The organism is Trueperaceae bacterium (assembly GCA_023954415.1).
Lineage (GTDB): Bacteria > Deinococcota > Deinococci > Deinococcales > Trueperaceae > JAAYYF01.
Window position 1 is genome coordinate 69,961 of sequence record JAMLIB010000003.1, and the last position, 22,924, is coordinate 92,884.

Consider the following 22,924-nt stretch of genomic DNA (forward strand, 5'->3'; position numbering starts at 1 on the left):
CGCGGAGCATTCAGCTTCTGGCGGGGCGTTAGCCGCCCGCGAAGCTGACGTCCTCCACGCACAAGCTCGGCGCGTTGACGATGGTGCTGCCGTCGGTCGACCACGTCGGGTCGTCGCCGACCGCGCTCACGCGCTCCAAGAGCTCGAAGAGGTTGAACGCGATAGCGAAGTCGTCGACCGGGTGAGGCTCGCCGCCCACCGTCTCTATGCCCATTGCCTGAACGCTCACCTCGCCGCTGATGGGGTTGGCGCCCGCGTGCACGCCCATGAGGTCGGTGACCAGCACGCCGTCGGCCTGGCCGATGCCGGCGCCCGGCAGGAGCAACAGGTTCGTCGGGCTGACGCTCAGGGTGCTCGAGTAGGTGCGGCTGGCATGACCCGTGTTGGGTTGGCCGGTGCGCCGAGCGGTGACGGAGTTGTGCATGAACGAGCGCAACACGCCTTCTTCGACGAGCGTGAGGCGAGCGCTCGCCGTGCCTTCCGAGTCGAAGGGGCGGCTGCCGAGGGCCCCGGGCAGCGTGGCGTCGTCGACGAGGGTGACGAGCGGCGAGGCGATGCGCTCGCCGAGCTTGCCCGCCAGACGGCTCTTGCCTTCGACCACGGACTTGCCGGAGAGCGAGTAGACGAGTAGCTCCAGGAGGGTAGTCACCACTTCCGGCTCGAACACGGCGCGGCGCCTGCCGGTCTTCAACGGCTTGGCGCCGAGCTGCCTCCCGACGCGCCTGAGCATGGTCTGGGCGGTGCGGCCGGGGTCGAGCTGGTGGTAATCGCCGGCCGGGTCGAGATGGTAGCCCTGCTTCACGCTCTCGCCTTCGCGCATGACGATGCCGCCGAGCAGGAGCGCGATGCCGGCGCGGTAGCCGCCGTCGACCCCGGCGGTGGAGCCGATCTCGACCTGTTGTTCCGCCTCCATGTAGCGCCCGAACTGCATGGCTTGCACCCGGGGGTCCGCGGTGACGGCTTGCTCGAAGCTAACGGACGTGGCGATCTTATCGGTGAGGGGGGCCGAGAGGCCCTCCCCGAGCAGGTCCGTGCGTCCGAGGGCCCGGCCTCTCGGCAGGGCGCCGCCGGCCGCCGGCGTGATGGCGGCGTTCGCCACCGCCTCGTCCAGCGCCCACGCGAGGGCGTCCGTCGTCAGCTCCTCCGTCGAGGCGTAACCGGTGCGGCCGTCGTCGACCACCCTGAGACCGATGCCGGCCCGCGTGGACGACTTGACCTCGGACGGCTTGCCGCCGCGCGCCTCGAGCATGAGCTGCCGCTCACTGGTGGAGAGGACCTCGAGCTCGACGCCGCGCTTTGCGGCCGCGGCTAGCAGCCAGGTCTTGGCTTCTTGGACTGTCATGCGCCACCCTTCTTACGTCGTCGGGGCTCGGGTCCCGCTCGGTCCCGAGAGAGGAGTGTGCTCGGCCGCCTCCCGACAGCGGATCGCCATGACGGTACCAGCTTGGCGGGGCGGGCGGCGGGGACCGAGACCCGAAGATGCCCTGGCCGGCGGCAAACGACCGGAGGGGGAAGGCATGATCCTCACGTGTGGGCTCCCGGCGAGCCGGAACCCCACCTTCCGACCCGCCCACGAGCCACAGGACCAGAACGCGTACGTGGCCTTGACGGATGCTGCGTCGGCCCGTAAGCTTCTAACAGAAGTGACTGAGTGGATACTTAACGAAAGAAGGGGTTAGGTGCCGGAGACGAGAAGGACCACGAGGACCACCCGCCGCGAGCAGGCTGAGGCGCGGCGCCTGCAGATCATCGACGCCGCGCTCAACCTCTTCGCGCAGCATGGCTACGCTGGTACGTCGACGAAGCAGATCGCGCAAGAGGTCGGGATCACGGAAGGCCTCATCTTCCACTACTTCCCCACCAAGGCGGAGTTGCTCATCGCCGTGGCGCGGCAGCGCATGACGTTCCTCGCCGAGGCGCTCGAGCTCCTTGCGGGTCTCGAGGACCTGCCGGCGCGCGAGGTGCTCGGCAGCATCGTGCTCGGCTGGGTCGAGGTCATCCAGAGCCAGGCGGACATCGTCACCATGCTCCTCACCGAGTCGCAGACGAACGCGGAGCTGGGAGGGGCGTTCCGCGGGGTCGTCGACCAGCTCGCGGGGGCGCTGTCGGCCTACCTCACGTCGCGCGTCCGGGCGGGCGAGCTGCGCGCCGACCTTCCGGTGCGGGCGAGCGCGTTGATGTTCTTCTCGTCTCTCATGATGTTCTTCCTGACGAACCGCGGCCTGCCACCAGAGGAGTGGCGAGCGCGCGCTTCGCGCTTCACGGGCGAGATGCTGGATACCTGGTTCCGCGGGGCCCTCGCGACCACCGCCGGTCGAACCGCCGAGCCTGCCTGAGCGAGGGGGGCACCGCAGCGGCGAACGACCGTCTCCTGTTAATTGAGCAAGTACTTGGTCATCAGAATGGAGAAGCGCTGAACATGACTCCGGGACCTCACCACCAGCTCCGCACCGGCGCCCGCCCCGAGCGCGCGCGCCGCGCCCGTTCCGCCGAACGTGGCCCCACATGACCCACGTCGCCCGCTTCGCGCTACAGCACAGCCGGGTCGTCATCGGCGTCTTCTTGGCGGTCACGGTGGTCCTGGCCATCAGCGCCACCCGGATCGAGACGGCCGCCGCGACGGAGTCCCTCTATCCGGACGACTCGCGCGTCGACGCCATCGCCGAGGAACTCCAGGCCACGTTCCGGCACCATGACCGTCTGCTGCTCGTCACGAGTGGCGACATCTACTCCGGCCCCACCATGGCGCGCGTCGCTGCCCTCAACGCGGCCCTGCAACGCCTGGCGGGCGTCGAGGACGTCACCTCCGTGGCAACGGCCAAGCGCATGGTCGACGACGACGGCTTCCTGATCGTCGACGACCTCATACCCAGGCAGGCCCCTGGCGTGGAGCCCGACGCGGAGGAGCTGGCAGCCGCCCGTGCCTACCTCGCCGGGTCGCCCATGTATCAGAACGTCACCCTCGTCAGCAGCGATGGGCGCCATGCCAGCTTCATCATCGAGATGGCCGATGGCCTGGACGCCAACGCGTTCGCGAAGAGCGTCGTCGAGACGGTCCGGACCGAATGGGTGGGCGAGTACGCGCTCGCCGGCCAGGCGTTCACGAGCATGGAGCTGCAGTCGATCATCGGTCGCGACCTGCCCGTGCTGGGCGGCCTGGCACTCGTCGTCATCGTGCTGATGCTCTTCCTGAACTTCCGCACGCTGCAGGGCACACTACTGCCGCTCGCGTTGATCCTCCTGGGCGTGGTGTGGGGCATGGGCCTCTTCGGGCTCTTGGGCGGCAAGCTCATGGCACTGACGGTCATCGGACCCATCGCCGTCATGGCCGTGGCGAGCTCGTTCATCATCAACATGCTGGGCCGCTACTACTTCGAGCTGGCGCACGGGGCAGGGAAGAGGGTCGCCATCGACAGGATGCTCGGCGAGACAGGCCTCGGGGTGATCGTGTCCGGCGTCGCGATCTCGGCCGCCATGAGCACCTTCATGCTCTCCAGCCTCCAGATGGTGCGCGGCCTCGGTCTGGTGGCGCTGCTGGGCGTCCTGGCGTCGCTCCTGGCCAGCATGGTCCTTCTGCCGGCCCTCCTCAACGTGCTTCCGGTCCCGAAGCACGTTGGCGACCCGGAGAACCCGGGTGGCCTCGCCAGGGTGCTCGCCAGCCTCGGGCGGCTGACCACCCGCCGGCCCCGCGTCGTCGTCCTCACCGCGGTCGCAGTAGTCCTGGCAGGCCTGGTCGGCGTCCCACGCATAGTCACCGATACCTCCATCCTGGCGTTCTTCCCCGAAGGGGGCGCCACGCGCAGCAGCGTGGCCACCGTCGAGGAAGTGCTGGGGGGCTCCTCTACCATCACGGTGTGGTTGCAGGGCGACCTCGGTGACCCGGCGCTCCTGGCAGCCATGGAGGCCTACCAGCACGACGTGGCGAACCTCCCGGAACTGGGGGCCGGGCAGTCGATCGTGAACGTGATCCGCGCCCTCAACCTCACGCTCACCGGCGAGGACGCGTTGCCCCGCACGCGCGAGGCGGTGGCGCAGGAACTACTGCTCTACCAGTCCTCTGGTGACGTGAGTGACCTGACGCGCTTCATGACCCTCGATCAGCAGCAGGGCGTCATCAACTTCGTGGCCAAGTCGATGTCGACCGAGCGCGTCGCGGCAGTGACGAACGAGATGACTCGTCTGGCCGAAGCGCGCTTCGGCGATCTCGCGACCGTTAGATTCACCGGCAACCCTCTGCTCGAGCGCGAGATCGAGCAGGCCATGCGCCACGATTTCGTGATCAGCCTCACCCTCGCCATCGCGCTGGTGCTGATCATCGATAGCTTCGTGCGGTCGTTCCGTGCGGCTGCGGTGACGATCATCGTGCTCCTCTCCACCGTGGCGTTGCAGTACGGCCTCCTCGGCTGGCTCGGGCTGCCCCTCAACCTCGCCACCATGCTCATGGGCGCCCTCGCCATCGGTGTTGGCGACTACGCCATCCACCTCACCGTGCGCTACATGGAGGAGCGCCGGCACGGCCGCGACCCGGAGCAGGCCGTCATGCACACCCTCTACAGCACGGGCAGGCAGATCCTCTTCACGGCCCTCACGCTCGGCGCCGGCTTCGGCGCTCTAGCCTTCGCCAGCTTCGTCCCTGTCGCTACCCTCGGCCGGCTCATGCTGCTCACCGTAGGCCTCGTCGGAGTGGCCACCCTCACCCTCCTGCCTGCCGCCAGCCTCAGGTTCCTGCGCGACCCTCACGCTCGCGTCCACCTCTCCAAGGAGTTGACCCATGAAGAAGTCTGAACTCCCCAGCCTCGCGCGGACCACCCTCGCGCTGGTCTTGGTACTCGCCACCGTCGGCCTCGGCTCCGCCCAGAAGTACGCGGACGCCGCTGCCCTCACGGCCGCCATCGATGCCCGTCCCGAGCCCGCCACCAGCCAGGCCACCCTCACCATGACCATCACGACCGCCGACGGCCAGACGCTCACGCGTGAGATGCAGACGTGGAGTGAGGGCACCGCTAAGCGCATCATCAAGTTCACGGCGCCCGCAGACATCAAGGGCTCGGGCTTCCTGACCATCACGGCCGCCGACGGCAGCGAGGAGAAGCTCGTCTACCTACCCGCGCTCGATCGCGTGCGGCGCATCGCCGGCGGGCAGCAGGGCGACTCGTTCTTCGGTTCCGACTTCACCTACGAGGACATCACTGGCCTCGACCAGGCCGACTACACCCACGAGCTGCTCGGGGTGAGGGACGGTCCGACGTACGTGGTCGAGGCCGTCCCGACACCCGCGAGCGGTTCGAGCTACGAGCGCCTCGTCATCGAGGTGCCCGAGGCCACGCTGGTGCCGCAACGCGTCGAGTACTACCGGGCGGGCGAGCTCGTGAAGGTCCTCACCGTCGCTGGCCTCGCCGAGGTGGCCGGGTACACCGTGGCCACCGAGCGGCGCATGGAGAGCGTGCGAGACGGCAAGGCGACCACCGTCACCGTCATCACCCAGTCGAACCTCGTGCTCGACGAGGCGCTCCCGGCCGACCTCTTCACCGAGCGCTTCCTGAGGCGCTGACGTGCGCGCTGCCACCATCGCACGCAGGGTGCTGACGGCTGCGTTCATCCTGGCGCCGACCTGGGCCGTCGGCACCGTGCGCGCCGAGGCGCCGCAGCTGAGCGGGCGCGCGTCGGCCCTGTTCGGCGTCGCGGTCGACGGCGGTCTGAGCGTAGCCGCCGCCGACTTGGAACTGCGGCTCCAAGGAGAGGTGGGTTCCGGCTTCTTCCCCGACGCCGCCTACACGGCCGCCATCCAGGCGGGCTACGACGCGGCGACGGGCACCACTCGCTTCGAGCTCGACGAGGCGCATGTCACCCTCTACTTCACCGATGTCGACATCACGGTCGGCAAGCAGCGCAGGGCGTGGGGCTCGACGGACGGCGTGAACCCAGTCGACGTGCTCAACCCCCGCGACCTCACGTTCCCACCCGATAGCGAGAAGATCGCCGTGCCGATGCTGTACGGCTCCGTTCACGCGGGTGACGCGCGCGTGCAGCTCGCGGTTGTGCCGCTCTTCACCCCCTCCAGTGAGCCGGGCACGGCGTGGCGCACCGCCCCGACACCGACCCTACCGCCTGGCGCGACGGTCGTCGGGGTGCTACCGCCCGAGGTACACGTGCCCACGGCCGAGCTCGGCAACGTGCAGTTCGGCGCGCGCGCCACGTTAGCGGCTGGCGCGTTCGACGTGAGCGCCACGTACTTCACCGGTTTCCGCACCGAGCCGACGGCGAGCGCGCGTCTGGTGCCGACCGGCACCCCCGGCCAGTTCCACCTCCAGCCGGTGATCCGTTACGACCGCATGCAGCTGGTGGGGGTCGACTTCTCCGGCGCCATCGGTCCGGTGGTGGTGCGCGGCGAGGCGGCCTACGAGTTCACCGCCGATGCGGACGGCACCGACCCGGCGGTGGGCAACCATTCGCTGCAAGCAGTGCTGGGCGGGGAGTACCTCATCCCCGGCGGCCCGCGGGTAGTGCTGCAGGGCGTGCTCGACTACACCGCTCCCGACGCTGGTGGAGAGGCCGACCCGACCTTCAAGACAATGACCGTGCTCGCGTACCAGTCGGATGCACGCACGAGCTTCGACCTCGTTTGGTTACAGAGCTTGGACGGCAGTGGCCTGATTGTGCCGGGCGTGGCGTACACGTTCGCGGACGGGGTGACGGGCGAGGCGAAGGCCTACGTTTTCTACGGCGGCGCGGGCACCGAGTTCGGTGGCTGGCGGAACAACAGTCAGCTGCGGGTGGCGGTGGCTTACTCCTTCTGACCATCGACCGGGGTCGCCGGCTGTCGGTAGCTACCCGGACGGCCGGCGTTAACCCCCGCCTAACCGTGCCGTCGCAACCTATGCCGCAAGGAGGGTTCGACATGACACGACGCACTTTGATCATCGCCAGTCTCGCCGCCGCGGTGGCCTTCGCAGGAGGTAACACGCTCATGGGCGCCATGCGGCCCGGCACGGCGTCCGGCCCGGCGAGTGACCAGTCCACCGACCCGACCAAGGTCGTCGCTACCCCGGGGTCCGCCCTCGTACCCGTGAACGGTGGTGAGGATGGGTGGATGCTGGTTGGTCCGGATGGAACGGTGCTCGCCGGGCCAGACGGTAGGCCACCGGCGACCCCCAATGTCCTCGACGCGGGGGCGGTGGCCGGGATCGCCGCCGCGTTCGACCCTGCCGTCCGAACTGGACGCGACACGCGGGACGGGCGGGGAAGCGACTGCGATGAGCCGGACCGCAGGCACGATGACGACGATCACGACGACGATTACGACGATCACGACGACGATCATGACCGGGAAGGCTTGCGCTACCGGGTCACCGGCAGCCGGCCCGCGACGACCCTGGTGCGGAGCGAGCGATGAACCCCAAGCCTCGCCGCCCGAAGTTCGACAAGACGGCCTCGACGACCTGGCTGCTGGCGGTGTTGATCGGGTTGGGCGCGGGTGCGACGCTGCGCTTCGCGATGGACGACCGCGACGGGGCGGTAGCCGCGCGCTTGACGAGCGGGGAACGTCCCCCGCTCGCGGCTGCCGGGACGAGCGTGCGCGTCGTGGTCGTGGACCCGAGCGGCCGTGTGATCGGCACCTACGACGGCTCGGACCTCGCCCCTCACGCAACCGTCGCGCCGGCCGCTACAGGGGCAACGTTGCGCCGCGGTGAGTCGCGTTCCGCCGTAGCCGGCACGCGAGCGTCATGACAGCGCACTTCCCCTCGCTCGGCCCACGCCCAAGTCACACCGGCGGCCGCCAGCGCCCCGCCCCCCCGCCGTCTACCGTGCGCGTCGAGTTCAGCGGCATGGGCACGACGATCGCGGTGCAAGCACCCGAAGCGCGGCGCCTGGCGACCGAGCTGCGCCGCCTCGAGGCGCTACTCACGCGTTTCGACCCCGCCGGGGGTGTCGCGGGCCTGAACCGCACCGGGCGGCTGCGCGACCCGGCGCCTGAACTCCTGGCGGCCGTCCGCTGGGCCGTGGAGGCGTGCCACTTGACGGACGGCCTGGTCACGCCGCTGGTGGGGCGCTCCCTCGAGTGGCACGGCTACTCCGGGAGTTGGAGCGAGGGCGTCGACTGGCAGGCTCGGGAGGGCAAGCCACCACCCGTGCCGCCTATCGAGCAGCTCGTGGTGTCTGCCGACGAGATCGTCCTGCCGCCGGGCGCGGCCCTCGACTTGGGCGGCACCGCCAAGTCGTGGGCCGTGCAGCGCGTGGCCACAGGACTCGACCGGGTCGTGATCGACGCCGGCGGCGACGTACTCATCCGCTCCGCCGCGCCGAGCCGAGTGAACGTCATGGGCGCCGCCGAGCCTTGGCACCTCGAGCTGCCCCCCGGCGCCTGGGCGGTAGCCACCTCGAGTGTGGCGCGCCGCGCTTGGCGTGGTGGTCATCACCTCATCGACCCGCGCACCGGCAGGCCCGTGCGTGGACGGTGGACGCAGGCCACGGTGGTCGGCCGCTCGCTCGCCCTGGCCGAGCTGGCCACGAAACTGCTGCTCCTGGGCGTGCCCGTCCCGGAGACGCTCCAGGTCGAGCAGGCCTGGGTCGTCGACCGGGACGGCACCCTCCGGTGACGAGCGTGACTGGACCGTTCTCGTGACCACTACCACCAGCGCCTCCCGCCTGAACCGTTACCTGGTGTGGCTGCCGCTCGCGGCCCTGAGCCTCTACTGGCTTCTGGCCTACGCCGGACTGGCGCCCGGCGAGTGGACCTGGGGGTTCCTCCGCCTCACGGGCGTGATCGGCTACGCGCTCCTGGCCCTGAGCGTGGCGAGCGGCGCTCTCCTGGCCGCGCGTTTCGCGCCACCCGCCTGGCTGGCCAAGCCGCTGCAGTACGGGTGGCACGGTCTGACGGCCGGGAGCGGTCTGGCACTGGTCGGCATCCACGTGGCGCTGTCGCTCGTGAGCGCGCACTACCCGCAGTCGCTGGACGGTGTGCTCGTGCCGGGGCTCGCCACGTTCTCGCCCTTCGCCATGGGTCTCGGCACGATCGGCACTTACTTGCTCCTCGCGCCGTACCTGAGCTTCGCCGGGCGCAGGGTCTTGAGCGGTCGCTGGGTGAAGGTGTTCCACCTGTTCGCCTACCCCGGGTTCGCTGCTGGCACGTTGCATGGGATGCTGATAGGCAGCGACCGACTCGCGTGGCTCTACCTTGCAGGGCTGGCGTTGGTTGCGTTCACCGTCTCGGTGCGGCTCGCGGAGGGGCGGTGCCCGAGGCTGGAGGCCGGAGCGCATGAGGCTGCTGGTCATCGAGGATGACCCGCGTATAGGCGCCCCCCTCGTCGAGGCCTTGGAGGAGGGTGGTCACCGAGTCGCATGGGTCCAAGACGGCCCTGGTGGGCTCGCGGAGGCCCGCGCGGGGGAGTTCGACGCGTTGATCCTGGACGTGATGCTGCCGGGCCTGGACGGTTTCGACGTGGCGCGGACCTTGCGCAGTGAAGGCGTCGCCTCCCCGATCCTGTTCTTGAGCGCGCGGGGCGAGCTGACCGACCGGGTTACGGGCCTCGACCTCGGCGGTGACGCTTACCTGGTCAAGCCGTTCGCCCTGGCCGAGCTGAAGGCGACGCTACGGGCATTGGTGCGGCGCGGCAACGAGCTGGCTCCTGAGCGCATCGGGTTCGGTAGCGGGCGCGGCGAACTCCTCGCCGGTGAGCGCCGCGTTCTGTGGGACGGTCACGAGGTGGCGCTCACCGGGCGTGAGTACGACGTGCTCGAGGCTCTGCTGCGCGCGCCCGAGCGGTGGTTCACGCGCCAGGAGCTGCTCGACCGCGTCTGGGGCCCCGACTTCTTCGGGGAGCCCCGGGTGGTGGACGTGTACGTCAGGTACTTGCGGCAGAAGCTGGCGGACTCGGTGATCGAGAGTATGCGGGGCAGGGGGTACCGAGCCTCATGAGGGTGCGCCTCCTCGCACGGCTTCGGCGTCCGAACCTCCACCGCCGCCTGGCGGTCGCCCTGCTGGCGCAGACGGTCGTGGTGCTCCTCGTCACGGCCTTGGCCCTGTTCCTCGTGCTGCGCCAGTTCCTCGAGGTGGGTGAGGCACAGCGCCTCGAGCGCCTCGTTGGTCAGGTGAGTGTCCACGTGGCCAGCGATAAACATGACGTACTCGAGTTCGACCACGACTTTCCGGATGACGTACATGTGCGCCTGCTGCACCAGGGCGTGGTGCTCGCGGCGACGCCTGGCTTCCCGGCGATCCCCGTCGATTCGAGCCTCGGGCGCTCGAGGTCGGCGCAACACCAGGTGCTGACGCGCGAGTTGCGCGAGGACGGCGTGCGCTACACGCTGCAGCTGGCGGGCGACCCCACAGGTACCCAGCTGGCGCTCCGCGCTTACGTGATGGCGCTGGCCGTCATCGTGCCGGTCGCCGCCGTCCTCGTGGCGCTGCTCAGCAACCTACTTGCCGCCAACATGCTGACTCCCGTTGCCCGCCTCGAGCGCGCCGCAGCGGCCATCTCCAGCTCCCGTGAGCTGCGCACGCCAATCCAGGGTGTAGACGCTACCGACGAGCTGGGGCGACTCGCCAACACGTTGCAGGCGGCATTCGGGCGCTTGGCGGACGGGATGGACCGGGAGGTCGCCTTCTTGCGGGCCGCGGCGCACGACCTCCGGTCCCCCCTCACCGCGCTCAAGACGAGGGTAGAAGGCGTGTTGGCGAACAGGCGCGACGCGAGCGCCTATCGCGCAGCCCTGGTCGAGATCGGGCTCGATGTCGACGGGATGGTGCGACTCGTCAACCACTTGCTCATGCTGGCCAACGACGGGGCGCCGAACGACCTCCGGAGGCTGGACCTCGTGAGCGTGGCGGGAGAGGCAGTCGACTCGGCTCGCGCGGCCCGTCCTGGCGTGTTCCTAACGACCTCGTTCGCCCCGGATACCCCGGAGGTTGCAGGCGACGCGACGCTACTGGCCCAACTACTCGGCAACCTACTTGACAACGCGGCTCACCACGGCGGCGGCGCGCCGACCCACGTGAGTACCTGGCGGTCCCCTGAGGGTGGAGCTGTGCTGTGCGTAAGCGACGAGGGTCCTGGCATCGACGAGGCCAGTCTGCCCAGGGCGGCCGAACCCTTCTTCCGGACCGACTCGGCGCGCACGCGCGCCGGGAGAGGCGGCCCTACGGGAAGCGGCTTGGGGCTCGCGATAGTGAAGCGCATCGTGGAGTGGCACGACGCGCGGTGGGAGCTGAACAGCGCCCCAGGTTCGGGACTCGTCGTGACGGTGAGATTCCCGGCGCCGCTCGGTTGAGGAGCGCCCCCCTTGAACTCACTTGACAATCGCCCGTCGCCCCCCTAACCTTGACCCAAGCATAGTAAGTAACCTGGCCTTACTAACCGACCGGTCTCGTGAGGCCCCGCCTAGGGAGGTGACGAGGAACAGCGACTTGCGACAGTGGCCTGCTCGGAAGGCCGAGCGGCTCAAGGCGACGAACGGGCCTGCCAAGTAACGAGCAGGACCCAGGTACGCTGAACGAAGACCGTGGAGGCAAGCATGAAGAAGAAGTTCCTGATGCTGATCGCGTTGGCCGGGCTGCTACTCGGCACCGTCAACGCGCAGCGCTCGCTCGAGATCTACATCACCGGCCTGACGGACGACACGCTCAACTGGTTCCGCGACACGGCCTTCCCCGAGTTCCAGAAGACCCACCCGGACGTAACGCTCGACATCCTGACGGGCGGCTGGGGCGACTTCGACGCGGCCGTGGCCGGCTGGATCACGACGGGCGACGGCCCCGACATCGTCTACCTCGGCTCCGAGTACGCGGCCACGTTCGGCTCGCTGCTCGCCGACCTCGACCCGTACCTCGCGGACTGGAGCGAGCTCGGCGAGTTCCTGCCCGCCGCCCTCGACGTCGCCAAGTTCGACGGCCACATGGTCGGCCTCCCGCTCCTCATGAGCCCGCGCCCCATGTTCTTCCGCCCGGACCTCGCGGCTGACGCCGGCGCCATCCCGCCTCTCACGTTCGCCGACTCCGTCGCGTTCGTGGCGGCCAACTCCGGCGTCGAGAACAACGCCATGACGAAGATGGGCTTCATGGACATCGGCGGCGGCCTCTTCGACGCCCAGGAGTTCATCGCCTACATCTGGAGCGCGGGCGGCGAGCTCTACAACGCCGACGGCAGCAGCGCCTTCGACAGCGCGGCGACGGCCGAGGCCCTCAAGTTCATGTACGACAGGCGCCGTGCCGTGCTCCCCACCGAGCTGACGGCCGGCCTGCCGCCCATCAGCGGCTACCCCATCGCCTCCGGCCTCGTGGTCAGCGGCATCTTCCCGATGTGGAACATGCCCCCGACGTCCGACCCGCTCTGGGAGAACATCGCCATCGGCCCGTACCCGGCCGGCGAGAACGGCCAGCCGCTCATCCAGGTCTTCACCGACTGGCTCTCCGTCCCCGCCTACGCGAAGGACAAGGAGCTCGCCGTCGACTTCCTGAAGTTCATCGGCAGCCGCGACAACGCCATCGCCCTCAGCAACGTCGCGGGCTTCACGCCCGTGCGCACGGACGCGTGGGAAGCGCTGCGCGCCAACCCCGTCTGGAACAGCATGCTCGACGCCGCCGTCGACTACGGCCGCGCCTTCTCCGACATCCGCGCCAGTGCGGAGCTCCGCCCGCTCATCGTCGAGCAGGTGAGCATGTACCTGTCCGACCAACAGAGCCTCGAGGACACGCAGAACGCCCTCAAGGAGGAGTACGACTCCATCCTCGAGGACAACGGCTACCTCTAGGTCCTAGGCCTCACGGGGCCGCCGTGCACGCAGCTAGCCGGCGGCCCCGCCCTATCTTCCTGACGAGGACGAACCGCGCGTGGACCCCGCAGTCGTAGCCAGACTCCACAACTTCTACTGGTCGCTCGGCACGGTGGCGTTCATCGTCGTCGGGAGCTACCTGGTCGGCCGCCTCGCCCAAGGGGTCGCCGGCGCGCGCGGCGCCGGGGTCCTGCAGCGGCGCCGCGTCTTCTGGGGCTACGCGCTCGTCTCGCCGTGGCTGATCGGCTTCGTCATCTTCGTGGTCGGGCCGGCGCTCCTATCTCTCTACTACTCGTTCACCGATTACAAGCTCGGGCGCTCGATCGAGTGGATCGGCCTCGAGAACTACAAGACCCTGCTCGGCGGGCTCGGCGCGCAAGGGCGCCGCTTCATGCAGGCCATGTACAACTCCTTCTATTACGCGCTCGTCGGCGTGCCCCTGCAGATCGGCACCGCGCTCGCCATGGCGGTCATGGTCGCGCAGCCCCTAAGGGGCATGCCGTTCTTCCGGCTCGTGTTCTACATGCCGGTCATCCTGGCGGGCGGCCCCGCCATCCTGCTCGCGTGGCGCTACATGCTCGCGAGCAACGGCGGCTTCATCAACGTGTCGCTGCAGCGCTTCGCCGAGCTCATCCCGCCGTTCGGCTGGCTCTACCGCTCGTTCATCTTCGCCGTCGAGAGCTTCAACGCCTTCTTCATCGGCGTCACGCGCTCCGATCCCGTCGGTCCCCTCATGTACGTCCTGCCGGCGTTGCTCGGCGTCCTGGTATGCGCGGCGCTCGCGTTCGGCGGCGCCGAGGCCACCAGGCGTCAGGTCGCCCGCACGGTCGTGGAGGTCCTCGGCGCCATCCTGGTCGTGGTCCTCGGCGTGCGGGCCATAACGGGCGGGAGCTTCGTGCCGCACGTGCTCGAGCGGCTCGGCACCTTCGCCGACCTCGTGACGCTGCGCACGAGCGTGCGCGAGGCCGGCAGCCTCGACTACCTGCGCACCGGCTTCGCCGAGCACGCGGCCTCGCCCCTCTGGCTGCTCGGGCTGCTCGTCGCGGCCTGCGCGCTCGTGGGGTACGCGCGCCTCGGCGACAGGGGCCGCAAGTGGCTCTTCGGCGGCTTGGGCCTGCTGTTCGGCCTCCTCGCGCTCGGCTCCACCGTCGACGGGGTGAGGTACTTCCAGGCGTTCGACGCCGCGTCGGCCGCTGCCGGCACCGCCAACCACCACTTCTCGCTCTTCCGGCAGGTCGTCGCCCAGTTCCCGGACGCGAACCGCGTGCCGCTCTGGCTCTCCAGCGAGCTCTGGTCGAAGCCGTCGCTCGTGCTCATCACCATGTGGAGCTCCGGCGCCGGCATGCTCATCTTCCTCGCCGCGCTCAAGGGCGTGCCGAGGAGCATGTACGAGGCGGCCGGCGTGGACGGAGCCACCGGTTGGCAGAAGTTCTTCCGCATCACGCTGCCCATGATCTCGCCGGCCATGTTCTACAACGTCGTCATCGGGCTCATCGCCGCGCTGCAGACGTTCGAGTCCGTCTACATCATCCAGAACACGCAGACGGAGCAGAGCCTCGCCTCGGCCGCCTACTTCCTGTTCGTGCGCACGTTCAGGCAGCTCGAGATCGGTCAGGGCGCGGCGGCGAGCTGGATCCTCGCGGTGCTGATCGTGCTGCTCACGGTCGCGCAGTTCCGCTACAGCAGGTGGGTGCACTATGAATAACGTCTTCTGGCGCCGCGGGTGGAAGGCGACGGCCGTCACGCTCTTCTACGCCGTGCTCATCGCGGCGGGCATCTTCTTCCTCTTCCCGGTCGCCTGGATGGGCGGCACGTCGCTCAAGACCATCGACGAGGTGAGCCAGGCGCAGCTCTCGCTCTTCCCCGAGACGCCGCAGTGGAGCAACTACACGAAGCAGTTGGGCGAGAGGAACTTCTACCGCGCGTACGGCAACAGCATCTACACCGTGCTGGTGGTGCTCCTTGGCACCGTGTCCAGCCTCACGGTGGTCGCCTTCGCCTTCAGCCGCCTGCAGTGGCCGGGCCGCAACGTCGTGTTCGCGCTCATGCTCGGCACGCTCATGCTCCCGGCGCAGGCGACGCTGGTTCCCCAGTACGTCCTCTTCTACGAGCTGGGCTGGTTGCGGACGTTCAACCCCATCACGCTGCCGGGCTTCTTCGCGGGGGGCGCGTCGCTCGTGTTCCTCCTGCGCCAGTTCATGCTGACGCTCCCGCGCGAGCTGGACGAGTCCGCCGCCATCGACGGCGCCAACCCGCTCCAGATGCTGTGGCTCATCATCCTGCCGCTCTCGCGCCCCGCCATCGCGACGGTGACGGTCTTCCTCTTCGTCGGCCAGTGGAACAACCTCGTCCAGCCGCTCCTCTACCTGCAGAAGGCCGAGCTCTTCACCATGCCCATCTACGTGGCGCAGAAGAACAACCTGCAGGAGTCGCCCATCCCGTGGCAAGACATCATGACGGCCAGCGTCCTGTTCGTGATCCCCGTCCTAGTCATCTTCATCCTCACGCAGCGTTACTTCACCGAGGGCATCGCCCTGACGGGCTCGAAAGGTTAGGCGCCATGGCTAGCAGGAGTGCCGCCCCGTGCATGGTCAGCTTCCGCGGCCACACGGCGCCGGAGTGGGTGCTGGATGCGCTGAGGCGCGGCTCCGTTGGTGCCGTCTGCCTCTTTCGGTACAACTTCGCCTCGCTCGAGCAGTTGCGGGCGCTGAACGTCTCGCTCATGGCCGCGGCTGCCGAGGGCGGGTTCCCGCCTCCCATCATCGGCATCGACCAGGAGGGCGGCCAGCTCATGGCCGTGACGGACGGCGCCACGGAGCTGCCAGGCAACATGGCGTTGGGTGCGGTGGCGGCGGGCTGCTCGATACCGACGGGGGAGGAAGCCGCTCGCGCCACCGGCGTGGTGCTCGGGATGGAGCTCCTCGCGCTGGGCTGCAACATGAACTTCGCGCCGGTGCTGGACCTCGCCACCCGCCCGGAGAGCGACGTCATGGGGGTGCGGGTGTTCGGCTCCGACCCCGACCTGGCGGGCCGGCTCGGGGCTCAGCTCATCGTGGGCATGCAGTCGACCGGCGTGCTGGCCACCGCCAAGCACTTCCCGGGCCACGGCGATACCCGCCAGGACAGCCACCACGGCGCCCCCGTCATCGACGTGCCGCTCGCCACCCTGGCGCGGCGCGAGCTGGTGCCGTTCCGCGCCGCCATCGCCGCCGGGGTGGCCGCCGTCATGACCTGCCACGCGTACTACCCGGCCATCGACCCCGACGCGGTCGGCACCCACTCGCGCGCGGTGCTCGGCGACCTTCTCCGCGGCGAGCTCGACTTCGACGGGCTCGTCATCACCGACGCCCTCGACATGCACGCGTTCGGCGCCATGTCCGGGGTGGAGCGTGCCCGTCGTGCCGTTGCCGCGGGTGCGGACCTGGCCCTGCTTGGGCACTTGGAGGATCAGGCGGAGATCGTCGCGAGCCTCCTCGGCAGTGCCGACGCCGCGAGCTCGGCTCGCGTCATGGCCGTCCGCGAGCGCCTGCCGCGCGAGCTGCCGCCGCTCGCGGTCATCGGCTCCGAGCTCCACCGCGAGGTGGCCCGTGCCACGTCGGAGGCGGCCGTCACGGCCGTGCGCGGCGAGCCGCGCCTCGCGTCCCTCGATGCCGTCCTGGTCGTGAGCGTCGATGCGGGCGATCTCACCCCCGCCGAGACCACCTCGGGGCAAGAGCTGGGGTTGGCGGACGCGCTGCGCGCGTACGTCGCAGAGATCACGGAAGTGCGCTTCCCGCGCGGGGCGAACACGGGCGAGGTCGACGCGGTCGTGGCCCGCGTGGCCCGTTGGCGTGGCGCTCGCGCCGCCGCCGGCGATGCGGGCGAGGTCGTCGTCGCCACGGTCAACGCCTCCGGCGACGAGGCGCAGCTCGCGCTCCTGCGGCGCCTGGCCGCGCTCGGGGCCGACCCTGTGCTCGTCGCCATGCGCAGCCCCCTTGACGTCGTGGTCGCCGATCACGTGGGTCGCGCCATCTGCGCCTACGGCCGGCGCACCCCGCAGGCCGAGGCCGCGGCGCGCGTGCTGTGCGGCCAGATCCAGGCCACGGGTGCCCTGCCGGTCTCGTTGCCGGAGGGCGTGGGAGCGCGGGCGTGAGCCTCACCGCCCTGGCCCGCACGCGTATGAAGGCGGCGGGTCTGGTGCTCGCCCTGCTCAGCGGGCCGTTGACGACGGCGGGAGCGCAAGCCGCCAGCTGGTGCGTCGCCGTCTGGTACCCGTCATCGGATCATCCGGGCGGCTTCGAGACGATCGTCGCCAACGCGGACGTCGTGGACGTCGTCTTCCCGTTCTGGTACACGCCCGACGCCGACGGCAGGGTCCTGTCGCGCGCGGGCGCCGACTGGCGCGAGCAGGTGGCGGCGTGGAAGGGCGCCGGGCTGGTCGTGATGCCGAGCGTGTTCGCCACACACTCGGGCTTCCTGGCCGAGCCGCGCAGGAGCGCCCACGTCGCCGCGCTCCTGGCTCTCGTCGACGAGAACGGTTACGACGGCCTCGACCTCGACTACGAGGAGTTCCCACTGAGCACGCGCGAGCCTTTCAGCGAGTTCGTCGAGGCCCTCGGCGCCGGCCTCCGTGCGCGCGGCAAGCTCCTCTCCGTCACGGTGCACGCCAAGACCGAGGCCGAGCCAGGCAGCTACCCCAGCGCCGCGGCGCAGGACTGGCCGCGCCTGGCCGCGGTCGCGGACGTCTTCAACGTGATGACGTACGACTACACGAACCGCAACGAGCCGCCCGGGCCGGTCGCGCCCCGCTCGTGGGTGGCGGACGTCGTTACCTACGGCTTGGGTGCGGTGGGTGCCGGGAAGCTCCAGCTCGGCCTCCCGTTCTACGGCTACGTCTGGAAGCGCGGACGGCCCCCGGCGGCCGCGACCACGTGGGAGGCGACGCGGCGCCTGATCGACCAGTTCAAGCTCGACGCCGCGCGCGAGCCGGACAGCGGCGAGTTGACGGCCGACCTGAACGTGACCGGCCTGCCACGCCAGACCGTGTACGTGTCGGACGCCCTCACGTTGGCCGGGCGCCTCGGCGACCTGGACGGGCGCGGTCTGGCGACGGCCGGGGTGGCGATCTGGGGGATCGGGGGAGAGGACCCCGCCACCTGGCAGGTCTTGCGCGACGCGCGCCCCGCGCAGTGCCGGCTGCGGGCGAGCGCGGCGACCAGGTAGGCTGCGGTCTCGACATGATCTACGAACGGGCCAGCAGGGGCAGACGATCCTAGATGACGCCGAGCAAGGCCACGCGCGAGCAGCTCAGGGAGCACAACCGCCGCTTGGTGCTGCGCATGCTCTACCAGGGCGAGGTGAACACGCGCGCCGCGCTCGCGACCGTCACGGGGCTCACGAAGCCGACCGTCTCGAACCTCGTCGGTGAGCTCATCGACGAAGGGCTCGTCGTCGAGGAGGGTCTCGGCCGGGCGAGCGGCAGCGGCGGCAAGCGCCCGACGCTCCTCGCGTTCAACCCGCGGGCGCGTCAGGTCATCGGCGTGGCCCTCGGTAGCGAGTGCGTGAGCGCCGCCCTCGCCGACCTGGCCGGGGAGACGAGCGCCGTGCACGTCCTGGAGCCGGCTGCCGCGGCGCCGATAGCGCCCGGGCGGGGCGCGATGGACGCGACCGGCACGGCCACGACCGGAGCTTCCGCCGTCCTGCAGGCGGTGGAGGACGCGGTGGTCGCGCTCGTGCCGCAGCTGGACGCGCCCCTCCTCGCGGTAGGCGTCGCCGTGCCGGGGCGGGTGCGTCCGGGGACCGGCGTCGTGAGGCGCTCCGCCGTGCTCGGCATCGTCGACGAGGTCCCGCTTGGCAGGCTGCTGACGGACCGGCTCGGCGTGCCCGTCCACGTGGGCAACTTCGCCGAGCTCTGCGCGCTCGGGCAGTTCAGCTACGGCCTCGGGGAGCGCACCCCTACGGGCACGCTCGTGAGCATGACCCTAGACGACGACCTCGAGCTCGGCGTCGTGCTGCACCCGAGCGGCGCGCACTTCGGGAGCGAGCTCGCGGGTCCGATGATCGATGAGCTGAACCTCGGCTGGAGCGCCTTCAAGGCCCGCGCCGCCGAGCTCGTGCGCGAGCGGCCCGGCGCGCTCCCCTGGGGCGAGCGGTACCTGAACGTGCGCCGGGCGGCGGGCGACGGCGACCCGGGCGCCGCGCAGCTCCTGTCGGAGCTGGCGGCCGCGCTCGCCAGGCCCCTCGCGTGGGTCGTCTCCGTGCTGCAACCGGCCAACGTGTCGCTCGTCGGCGGGGTGACGGACCTGGGCGAGGGGTTCCTCGCGCGGCTCGGCGCCGAGGCCACGGCGCTGCTCGGTGCTGGCGCCTTGGAGGACGTCTCGCTCAGCATGGCCTACTCGAACCGCCTCGGCGCGATGGGCGCGGTCGCCCTGGCCAACCGGGCCGAGCTGGAGCTGATCGCGTGACCCGCTCTCGCCTGAGCGACTCGCGCCGTCGTGGCGACCCGGCGCGCTCCGGTGCCGCCGAGGCGCGCGCTCGGGCCGGAACCGCGTGGCAGGTCGGCGCGGGCCAGCCGGGCGTGCTCGTCGCCCTCCTCAACAACCTGGACGGGGTGTTCCAGCGCAGCGTCCTCCAGGGGGCGGGGGAGGTGGCGGCGGCGCACGGGTTGTCGCTCGAACCGGTGGCGCTCGGCGGGCTGTCCGCTGCCGAAGTGGGAACGTTGCTGGAGCGCGCCTTGGGAACCGCCCGGGGAGCGCGGAGCGCCCAGGGTGCCCGAGGGGCGCTCGTGCTCTCCAGCGCCCTCGGGGACGCGGACCTGGCCAGGCTGGCCGCGGCCGGGCTGCCGGTGACGCTCGTCAGCCACCACTCCGCTGCCCCCGGCCAGCCGACGGTGATGTTCGACAACCACCAGGGCGTCAAGCAGCTCATGCAGCACGTCGTCTCCGACTGCGGGAGACGCCGACCCGTGTACATAGGCGGCGACGCCTCGCAGCTCGACAGCAGGGAGCGCGAGCTGGCCTTCCGTGACGAGCTCCTGCGGCACGACCTGCGCGTGCCAGAGGGGCACATGCTCGTCGGCGGCTTCACGCCGGACCTGGCGCGGCGGGCGCTCCGGGAGTTCGTGGCGGCCGGGAACGACTTCGATGCCGTGGTCGCCGCGGACTACCTCATGGCCATCGCCGCGGCCGAGACCCTCGGGCAGGCCGGCGTGCGGGTACCGGACGACGTCGTGGTCGTCGGCTACGGCGACGGTCCGGAGGCCGAGGCCGCCGGGGTGACGACCGTGGCGGCCGACGTCGTCGAGCTCGGCCGGCGCGCCGCCAGGCAGTTGGTCGCGCAGCTCTCGTCCGAGCGCGCCATCGGCGGGCGCACGCTCCTCAGCACGCACCTCGTCAGGCGCGCGAGCAGCTGCCGAGCGCGAGCGCCTTCTGACCTCGTCTAGGACGCGGGCGGCGGGTCGCCGACGCCTTGGCCCTCAGGCGGCCTCCCCGCCCACGATGATCTCGCTTACGAGCAGGTGCGGTTGGCCCACCTCGACGGGCAACGACCCCGACATGGAGCCGCACATGCCTGGCGCGGTCGAGAGGTCGTCGGAGACGGCCACGATGCGCTTGATGGACTCGGGGCCCTTGCCGACGAGCATGGCGCCGCGCACGGGCTCCGCCAGCTCGCCGTTCCTGATCATGTAGCCCTCGTTGACGGCGAAGTTGTACTCGCCCGAACCGGGCCGGACCTGGCCGCCGCCCATCGACTTGGCATAGAGGCCCAGCTCGACGCCCTTGAACAGGTCCGCCTTGGGCGTGCTGCCCGGGAGGACGAACGTGTTGCGCATGCGTGACGTCGGCGCGAACGTGTAGTCCTGGCGCCGGCCAGAGCCGGTGGCGCGGTAGCCGGTCATGCGCGAGCCCCAGCGGTCGACCATGTAGCTCTCGAGGACGCCGTCGCGGATGAGCACGGTGCGCTCGGTCGGCAAGCCCTCGTCGTCGAAGCGCGAGGAGCCCCAGCCGTTGGCCGTCGTGCCGTCGTCGACGTAGGTGACGACCTCCGAAGCGACCTGCTCGCCGAGCTTGCCCGTGAGCGCGGAAGCGTTGCGCGCCACCGAGGTCGTCTCGAGCAGGTGGCCGAGGGCCTCGTGGAAGATGACCCCGCCGAAGGCGTTGCCGATGACGACGGGCATGGAGCCGGCCGGCGCCTTGCGCGCGCGCAGGTTCAGGAGGGCGACCTCGGCCGCGCGCATCCCGATCTCCGCCGGCGGGTAGGCGTCGAGGAGCTCGAGTCCCAGCGACAGCCCCGGGCCGTCGTGGGCCGTCTGGGTGTCCTTGCCGTCCGACGCGATGGCCTGGGCGATCAGGCGCGTGCGGACGCGCCTGTCGTCCACCACGGCGCCGTCCGAGGTGGCGACGCTCACGTCCTGCTCCCACTCGAGGAGCCGCGCCTCCACCTGCTTGATCTCGGGTGCCAGGCGCGCGCCTGCGTCGAGCTCGCGGAGGCGTTCGAGGCGCCAGGCCTTGTCGCGCGCGTCGAACGGCACGCTGGGCGCGTGGATGTCCGGGCCGGCGTCCAGCCTACGCAGGTCGAGCCCGCCGCGGCCCTTCGCGTCGGGCGTTCCGGGCGCCCCAGGGGTGCCTGCACCGCCGCGCACGGCCACCAGGCTGCCGAGAAGCTCGCCCAGCGCCGCGTCGGTCAGGTCGTTCGTGTAGCCGTAGACGACGTCCGTGCCGAAGAACAGCCGGATGCCGGCGCCGTGCTCGAGGGCGCTCGTGGCGTCCTCGACCTGGCCGTCGATGGTCCGCAGGTGACGGCGGCGCCAACGCTCGACGTAGACCTCGACGTAGTCCGCGCCTGCGAGCCGCCCCTGCTGGATGAGGGAAGCGTACGTATCGTGGTTCAGCATCTTCCGATGGTACCGCGCCGACCGCGTGACCTACCCCCGCCGGAGGCGCCGGCCGGAGGTTCCAGGGTGGCACCCGTCGCCAGCGCCCGCCATGGGCGTCCGCCGCAGGCGACTCACTCTTGCCGCCGCGTGCAGTACATGTACGGCTCACCCTCGTACGCGTTCGTCCAGCACAACGACTCCCGCCAGACCCCGGAAGAGTCGCGCACCTCGAAGCGCGTCGCGAAGTGACCGGTAGGCTGCCCGCCGGTCGGGAAGAACGCCAACGTATCGCCCACCGCCGCCCAATCGCCCGTGCCCGCCCAGCTCGCGTAGCGGTCACGCCACTCGCCGGGCGTCACCTCCACCACGCCGCCCACCGCGGAGGCGTCGATGTAGTGTCCGTTGGCTCCGAACACGTAAAGGTTGCCGGCGCTGCCGTCGCTCGAGAACCACTCCCCGATCAGACTGGACTCCAGCGCGTGGTCGTAAGCCGGGGAGCCGAGATCGAGCGAGTAGAGGACGTTGGCGACGTCCACCCCGAACTCGCCGTCGTAGCTGACACAGCGCAAGGTGCTCATCGGCTCGACCGCTATGACAGGCACGGCCTGCGACCCGAACCGGACCACCAGGGACAAGACGTCGTAGACGGAGCCGTCCGCCTGGATGAGCCGCATGGTCAGGGCCCGGTAGTCCCAGCCGTTACCGCTGGCCCCGCGCGAGGCGCGCGACAACGGGTCCGGCCCCTCGAAGTCGTCCGTGAGCCGGTCACCCGGTTCCACGAGGAGGGCGCTGGCCGCTTCCAGGGCCTGCGCGTAGCGCGCTTCTTCGCCGGTGGCGACAGGCCGCGGGGCCTCGACCGCGATGATGCACGTCGCGCCGAACTTGTCGGGCGGCGACTCCATGACGGCGCCGCCCCCGTTCGCCCCTTCCTGCCACCCTGCCGGCACCTTGAACGTCAGGCTCCCGACCTGCTCGGTCGCGCCGCTCGGTTCCCACACGGGCGCGGCCGCCGCGAGGAGGGCGGCCGGTGTCTCGAAGGTGCGGGGCCCGCCGCCACCGCCGCCGGCGGGGCCGGAACCGCCGCACCCTATCGTCCACATCAGGAGACCCAACGCCAACAGGAACGATCTGCGGAACATCAGCACGACACCTCCCGTGTCCGGCCTCCCCCTCGGGCCAGCACCTGCACCACAAGCGTGGGAAGTTGAACGGCGCAGTGTAGCTCCGGCTCCCGACGCGCGCTGTGCAGGTGCACCGGCACGACGCGACGGCGCTCGCCTACGCTCGTCTGCACGCGCCGAG

Annotated in this window: 20 protein-coding genes; 17 read left to right on the forward strand and 3 right to left on the reverse strand. The window is 70.5% G+C overall.

What is annotated here, in order from left to right; genetic code table 11:
* Positions 1 to 28 precede the first annotated feature (28 nt).
* Positions 29 to 1,342 (reverse strand): TldD/PmbA family protein, encoded by a 1,314-nt coding sequence (locus tag M9914_04485; protein MCO5173428.1) that lies wholly within the window; start codon positions 1,340 to 1,342, stop codon positions 29 to 31.
* 337 nt (positions 1,343 to 1,679) lie between these two features.
* Between M9914_04485 and M9914_04490 the strand changes: the two genes are divergently transcribed.
* The 17 genes from M9914_04490 to M9914_04570 all read left to right on the forward strand — a co-directional run bounded on the left by M9914_04490 (position 1,680) and on the right by M9914_04570 (position 20,188).
* Entirely contained in the window at positions 1,680 to 2,336 is a 657-nt protein-coding gene (locus M9914_04490) for a TetR/AcrR family transcriptional regulator (protein ID MCO5173429.1), read from the forward strand.
* A 169-nt stretch (positions 2,337 to 2,505) separates the two neighbouring features.
* Positions 2,506 to 4,785: an MMPL family transporter gene (locus M9914_04495; GenBank protein ID MCO5173430.1), complete on the forward strand. Its 2,280-nt coding sequence runs from the start codon at positions 2,506 to 2,508 to the stop codon at positions 4,783 to 4,785.
* A complete protein-coding gene (locus M9914_04500; GenBank protein ID MCO5173431.1) occupies positions 4,772 to 5,551 on the forward strand; it encodes an outer membrane lipoprotein-sorting protein in 780 nt (259 codons plus the stop codon). Before M9914_04495 ends, M9914_04500 begins: the two co-directional genes overlap by 14 nt.
* A gap of 1 nt (position 5,552) precedes the next feature.
* Positions 5,553 to 6,797 carry a hypothetical protein gene (locus tag M9914_04505; GenBank protein ID MCO5173432.1) on the forward strand — a complete coding sequence of 415 codons (1,245 nt, stop codon included), beginning with the start codon at positions 5,553 to 5,555 and terminating at the stop codon, positions 6,795 to 6,797.
* Between the two features lie 101 nt (positions 6,798 to 6,898).
* Positions 6,899 to 7,393 (forward strand): hypothetical protein, encoded by a 495-nt coding sequence (locus M9914_04510; protein MCO5173433.1) that lies wholly within the window; start codon positions 6,899 to 6,901, stop codon positions 7,391 to 7,393.
* Positions 7,390 to 7,728: a hypothetical protein gene (locus tag M9914_04515; GenBank protein MCO5173434.1), complete on the forward strand. Its 339-nt coding sequence runs from the start codon at positions 7,390 to 7,392 to the stop codon at positions 7,726 to 7,728. The genes M9914_04510 and M9914_04515 overlap by 4 nt, the downstream gene beginning before the upstream one ends.
* A gap of 98 nt (positions 7,729 to 7,826) precedes the next feature.
* Complete coding sequence (locus tag M9914_04520) at positions 7,827 to 8,597, forward strand: FAD:protein FMN transferase (GenBank protein ID MCO5173435.1); 771 nt, start codon at positions 7,827 to 7,829, stop codon at positions 8,595 to 8,597.
* A 22-nt stretch (positions 8,598 to 8,619) separates the two neighbouring features.
* The gene (locus M9914_04525; protein MCO5173436.1) at positions 8,620 to 9,282 is read left to right on the forward strand and encodes a hypothetical protein; all 663 of its coding nucleotides are present in this window, start codon (positions 8,620 to 8,622) and stop codon (positions 9,280 to 9,282) included.
* Positions 9,257 to 9,916, forward strand: a complete 660-nt coding sequence (locus M9914_04530) for a response regulator transcription factor (GenBank protein MCO5173437.1) — start codon at positions 9,257 to 9,259, stop codon at positions 9,914 to 9,916. Before M9914_04525 ends, M9914_04530 begins: the two co-directional genes overlap by 26 nt.
* Before the next feature lie 2 nt (positions 9,917 to 9,918).
* A complete protein-coding gene (locus tag M9914_04535; GenBank protein MCO5173438.1) occupies positions 9,919 to 11,268 on the forward strand; it encodes a HAMP domain-containing histidine kinase in 1,350 nt (449 codons plus the stop codon).
* A 243-nt stretch (positions 11,269 to 11,511) separates the two neighbouring features.
* Complete coding sequence (locus tag M9914_04540) at positions 11,512 to 12,747, forward strand: extracellular solute-binding protein (GenBank protein ID MCO5173439.1); 1,236 nt, start codon at positions 11,512 to 11,514, stop codon at positions 12,745 to 12,747.
* Between the two features lie 79 nt (positions 12,748 to 12,826).
* Entirely contained in the window at positions 12,827 to 14,473 is a 1,647-nt protein-coding gene (locus M9914_04545) for a sugar ABC transporter permease (GenBank protein MCO5173440.1), read from the forward strand.
* Positions 14,466 to 15,323: a carbohydrate ABC transporter permease gene (locus M9914_04550; protein ID MCO5173441.1), complete on the forward strand. Its 858-nt coding sequence runs from the start codon at positions 14,466 to 14,468 to the stop codon at positions 15,321 to 15,323. Before M9914_04545 ends, M9914_04550 begins: the two co-directional genes overlap by 8 nt.
* A gap of 5 nt (positions 15,324 to 15,328) precedes the next feature.
* Entirely contained in the window at positions 15,329 to 16,900 is a 1,572-nt protein-coding gene (gene nagZ, locus M9914_04555) for a beta-N-acetylhexosaminidase (GenBank protein MCO5173442.1), read from the forward strand.
* Positions 16,897 to 17,970, forward strand: a complete 1,074-nt coding sequence (locus M9914_04560; protein ID MCO5173443.1) for a glycosyl hydrolase family 18 protein — start codon at positions 16,897 to 16,899, stop codon at positions 17,968 to 17,970. The genes nagZ and M9914_04560 overlap by 4 nt, the downstream gene beginning before the upstream one ends.
* Positions 17,971 to 18,023: 53 nt before the next feature.
* Positions 18,024 to 19,211, forward strand: a complete 1,188-nt coding sequence (locus tag M9914_04565; protein MCO5173444.1) for an ROK family transcriptional regulator — start codon at positions 18,024 to 18,026, stop codon at positions 19,209 to 19,211.
* On the forward strand, positions 19,208 to 20,188 hold the full coding sequence (locus M9914_04570) for a substrate-binding domain-containing protein (GenBank protein MCO5173445.1): 981 nt from the start codon (positions 19,208 to 19,210) through the stop codon (positions 20,186 to 20,188). Before M9914_04565 ends, M9914_04570 begins: the two co-directional genes overlap by 4 nt.
* A 33-nt stretch (positions 20,189 to 20,221) precedes the next feature.
* On the opposite strand, the gene M9914_04575 is transcribed toward M9914_04570, so the two are convergent.
* Positions 20,222 to 21,640, reverse strand: coding sequence for a TldD/PmbA family protein (locus tag M9914_04575; GenBank protein MCO5173446.1), 1,419 nt, complete (start codon positions 21,638 to 21,640; stop codon positions 20,222 to 20,224).
* 113 nt (positions 21,641 to 21,753) lie between these two features.
* Positions 21,754 to 22,761: a hypothetical protein gene (locus M9914_04580; GenBank protein ID MCO5173447.1), complete on the reverse strand. Its 1,008-nt coding sequence runs from the start codon at positions 22,759 to 22,761 to the stop codon at positions 21,754 to 21,756.
* Positions 22,762 to 22,924 lie beyond the last annotated feature (163 nt).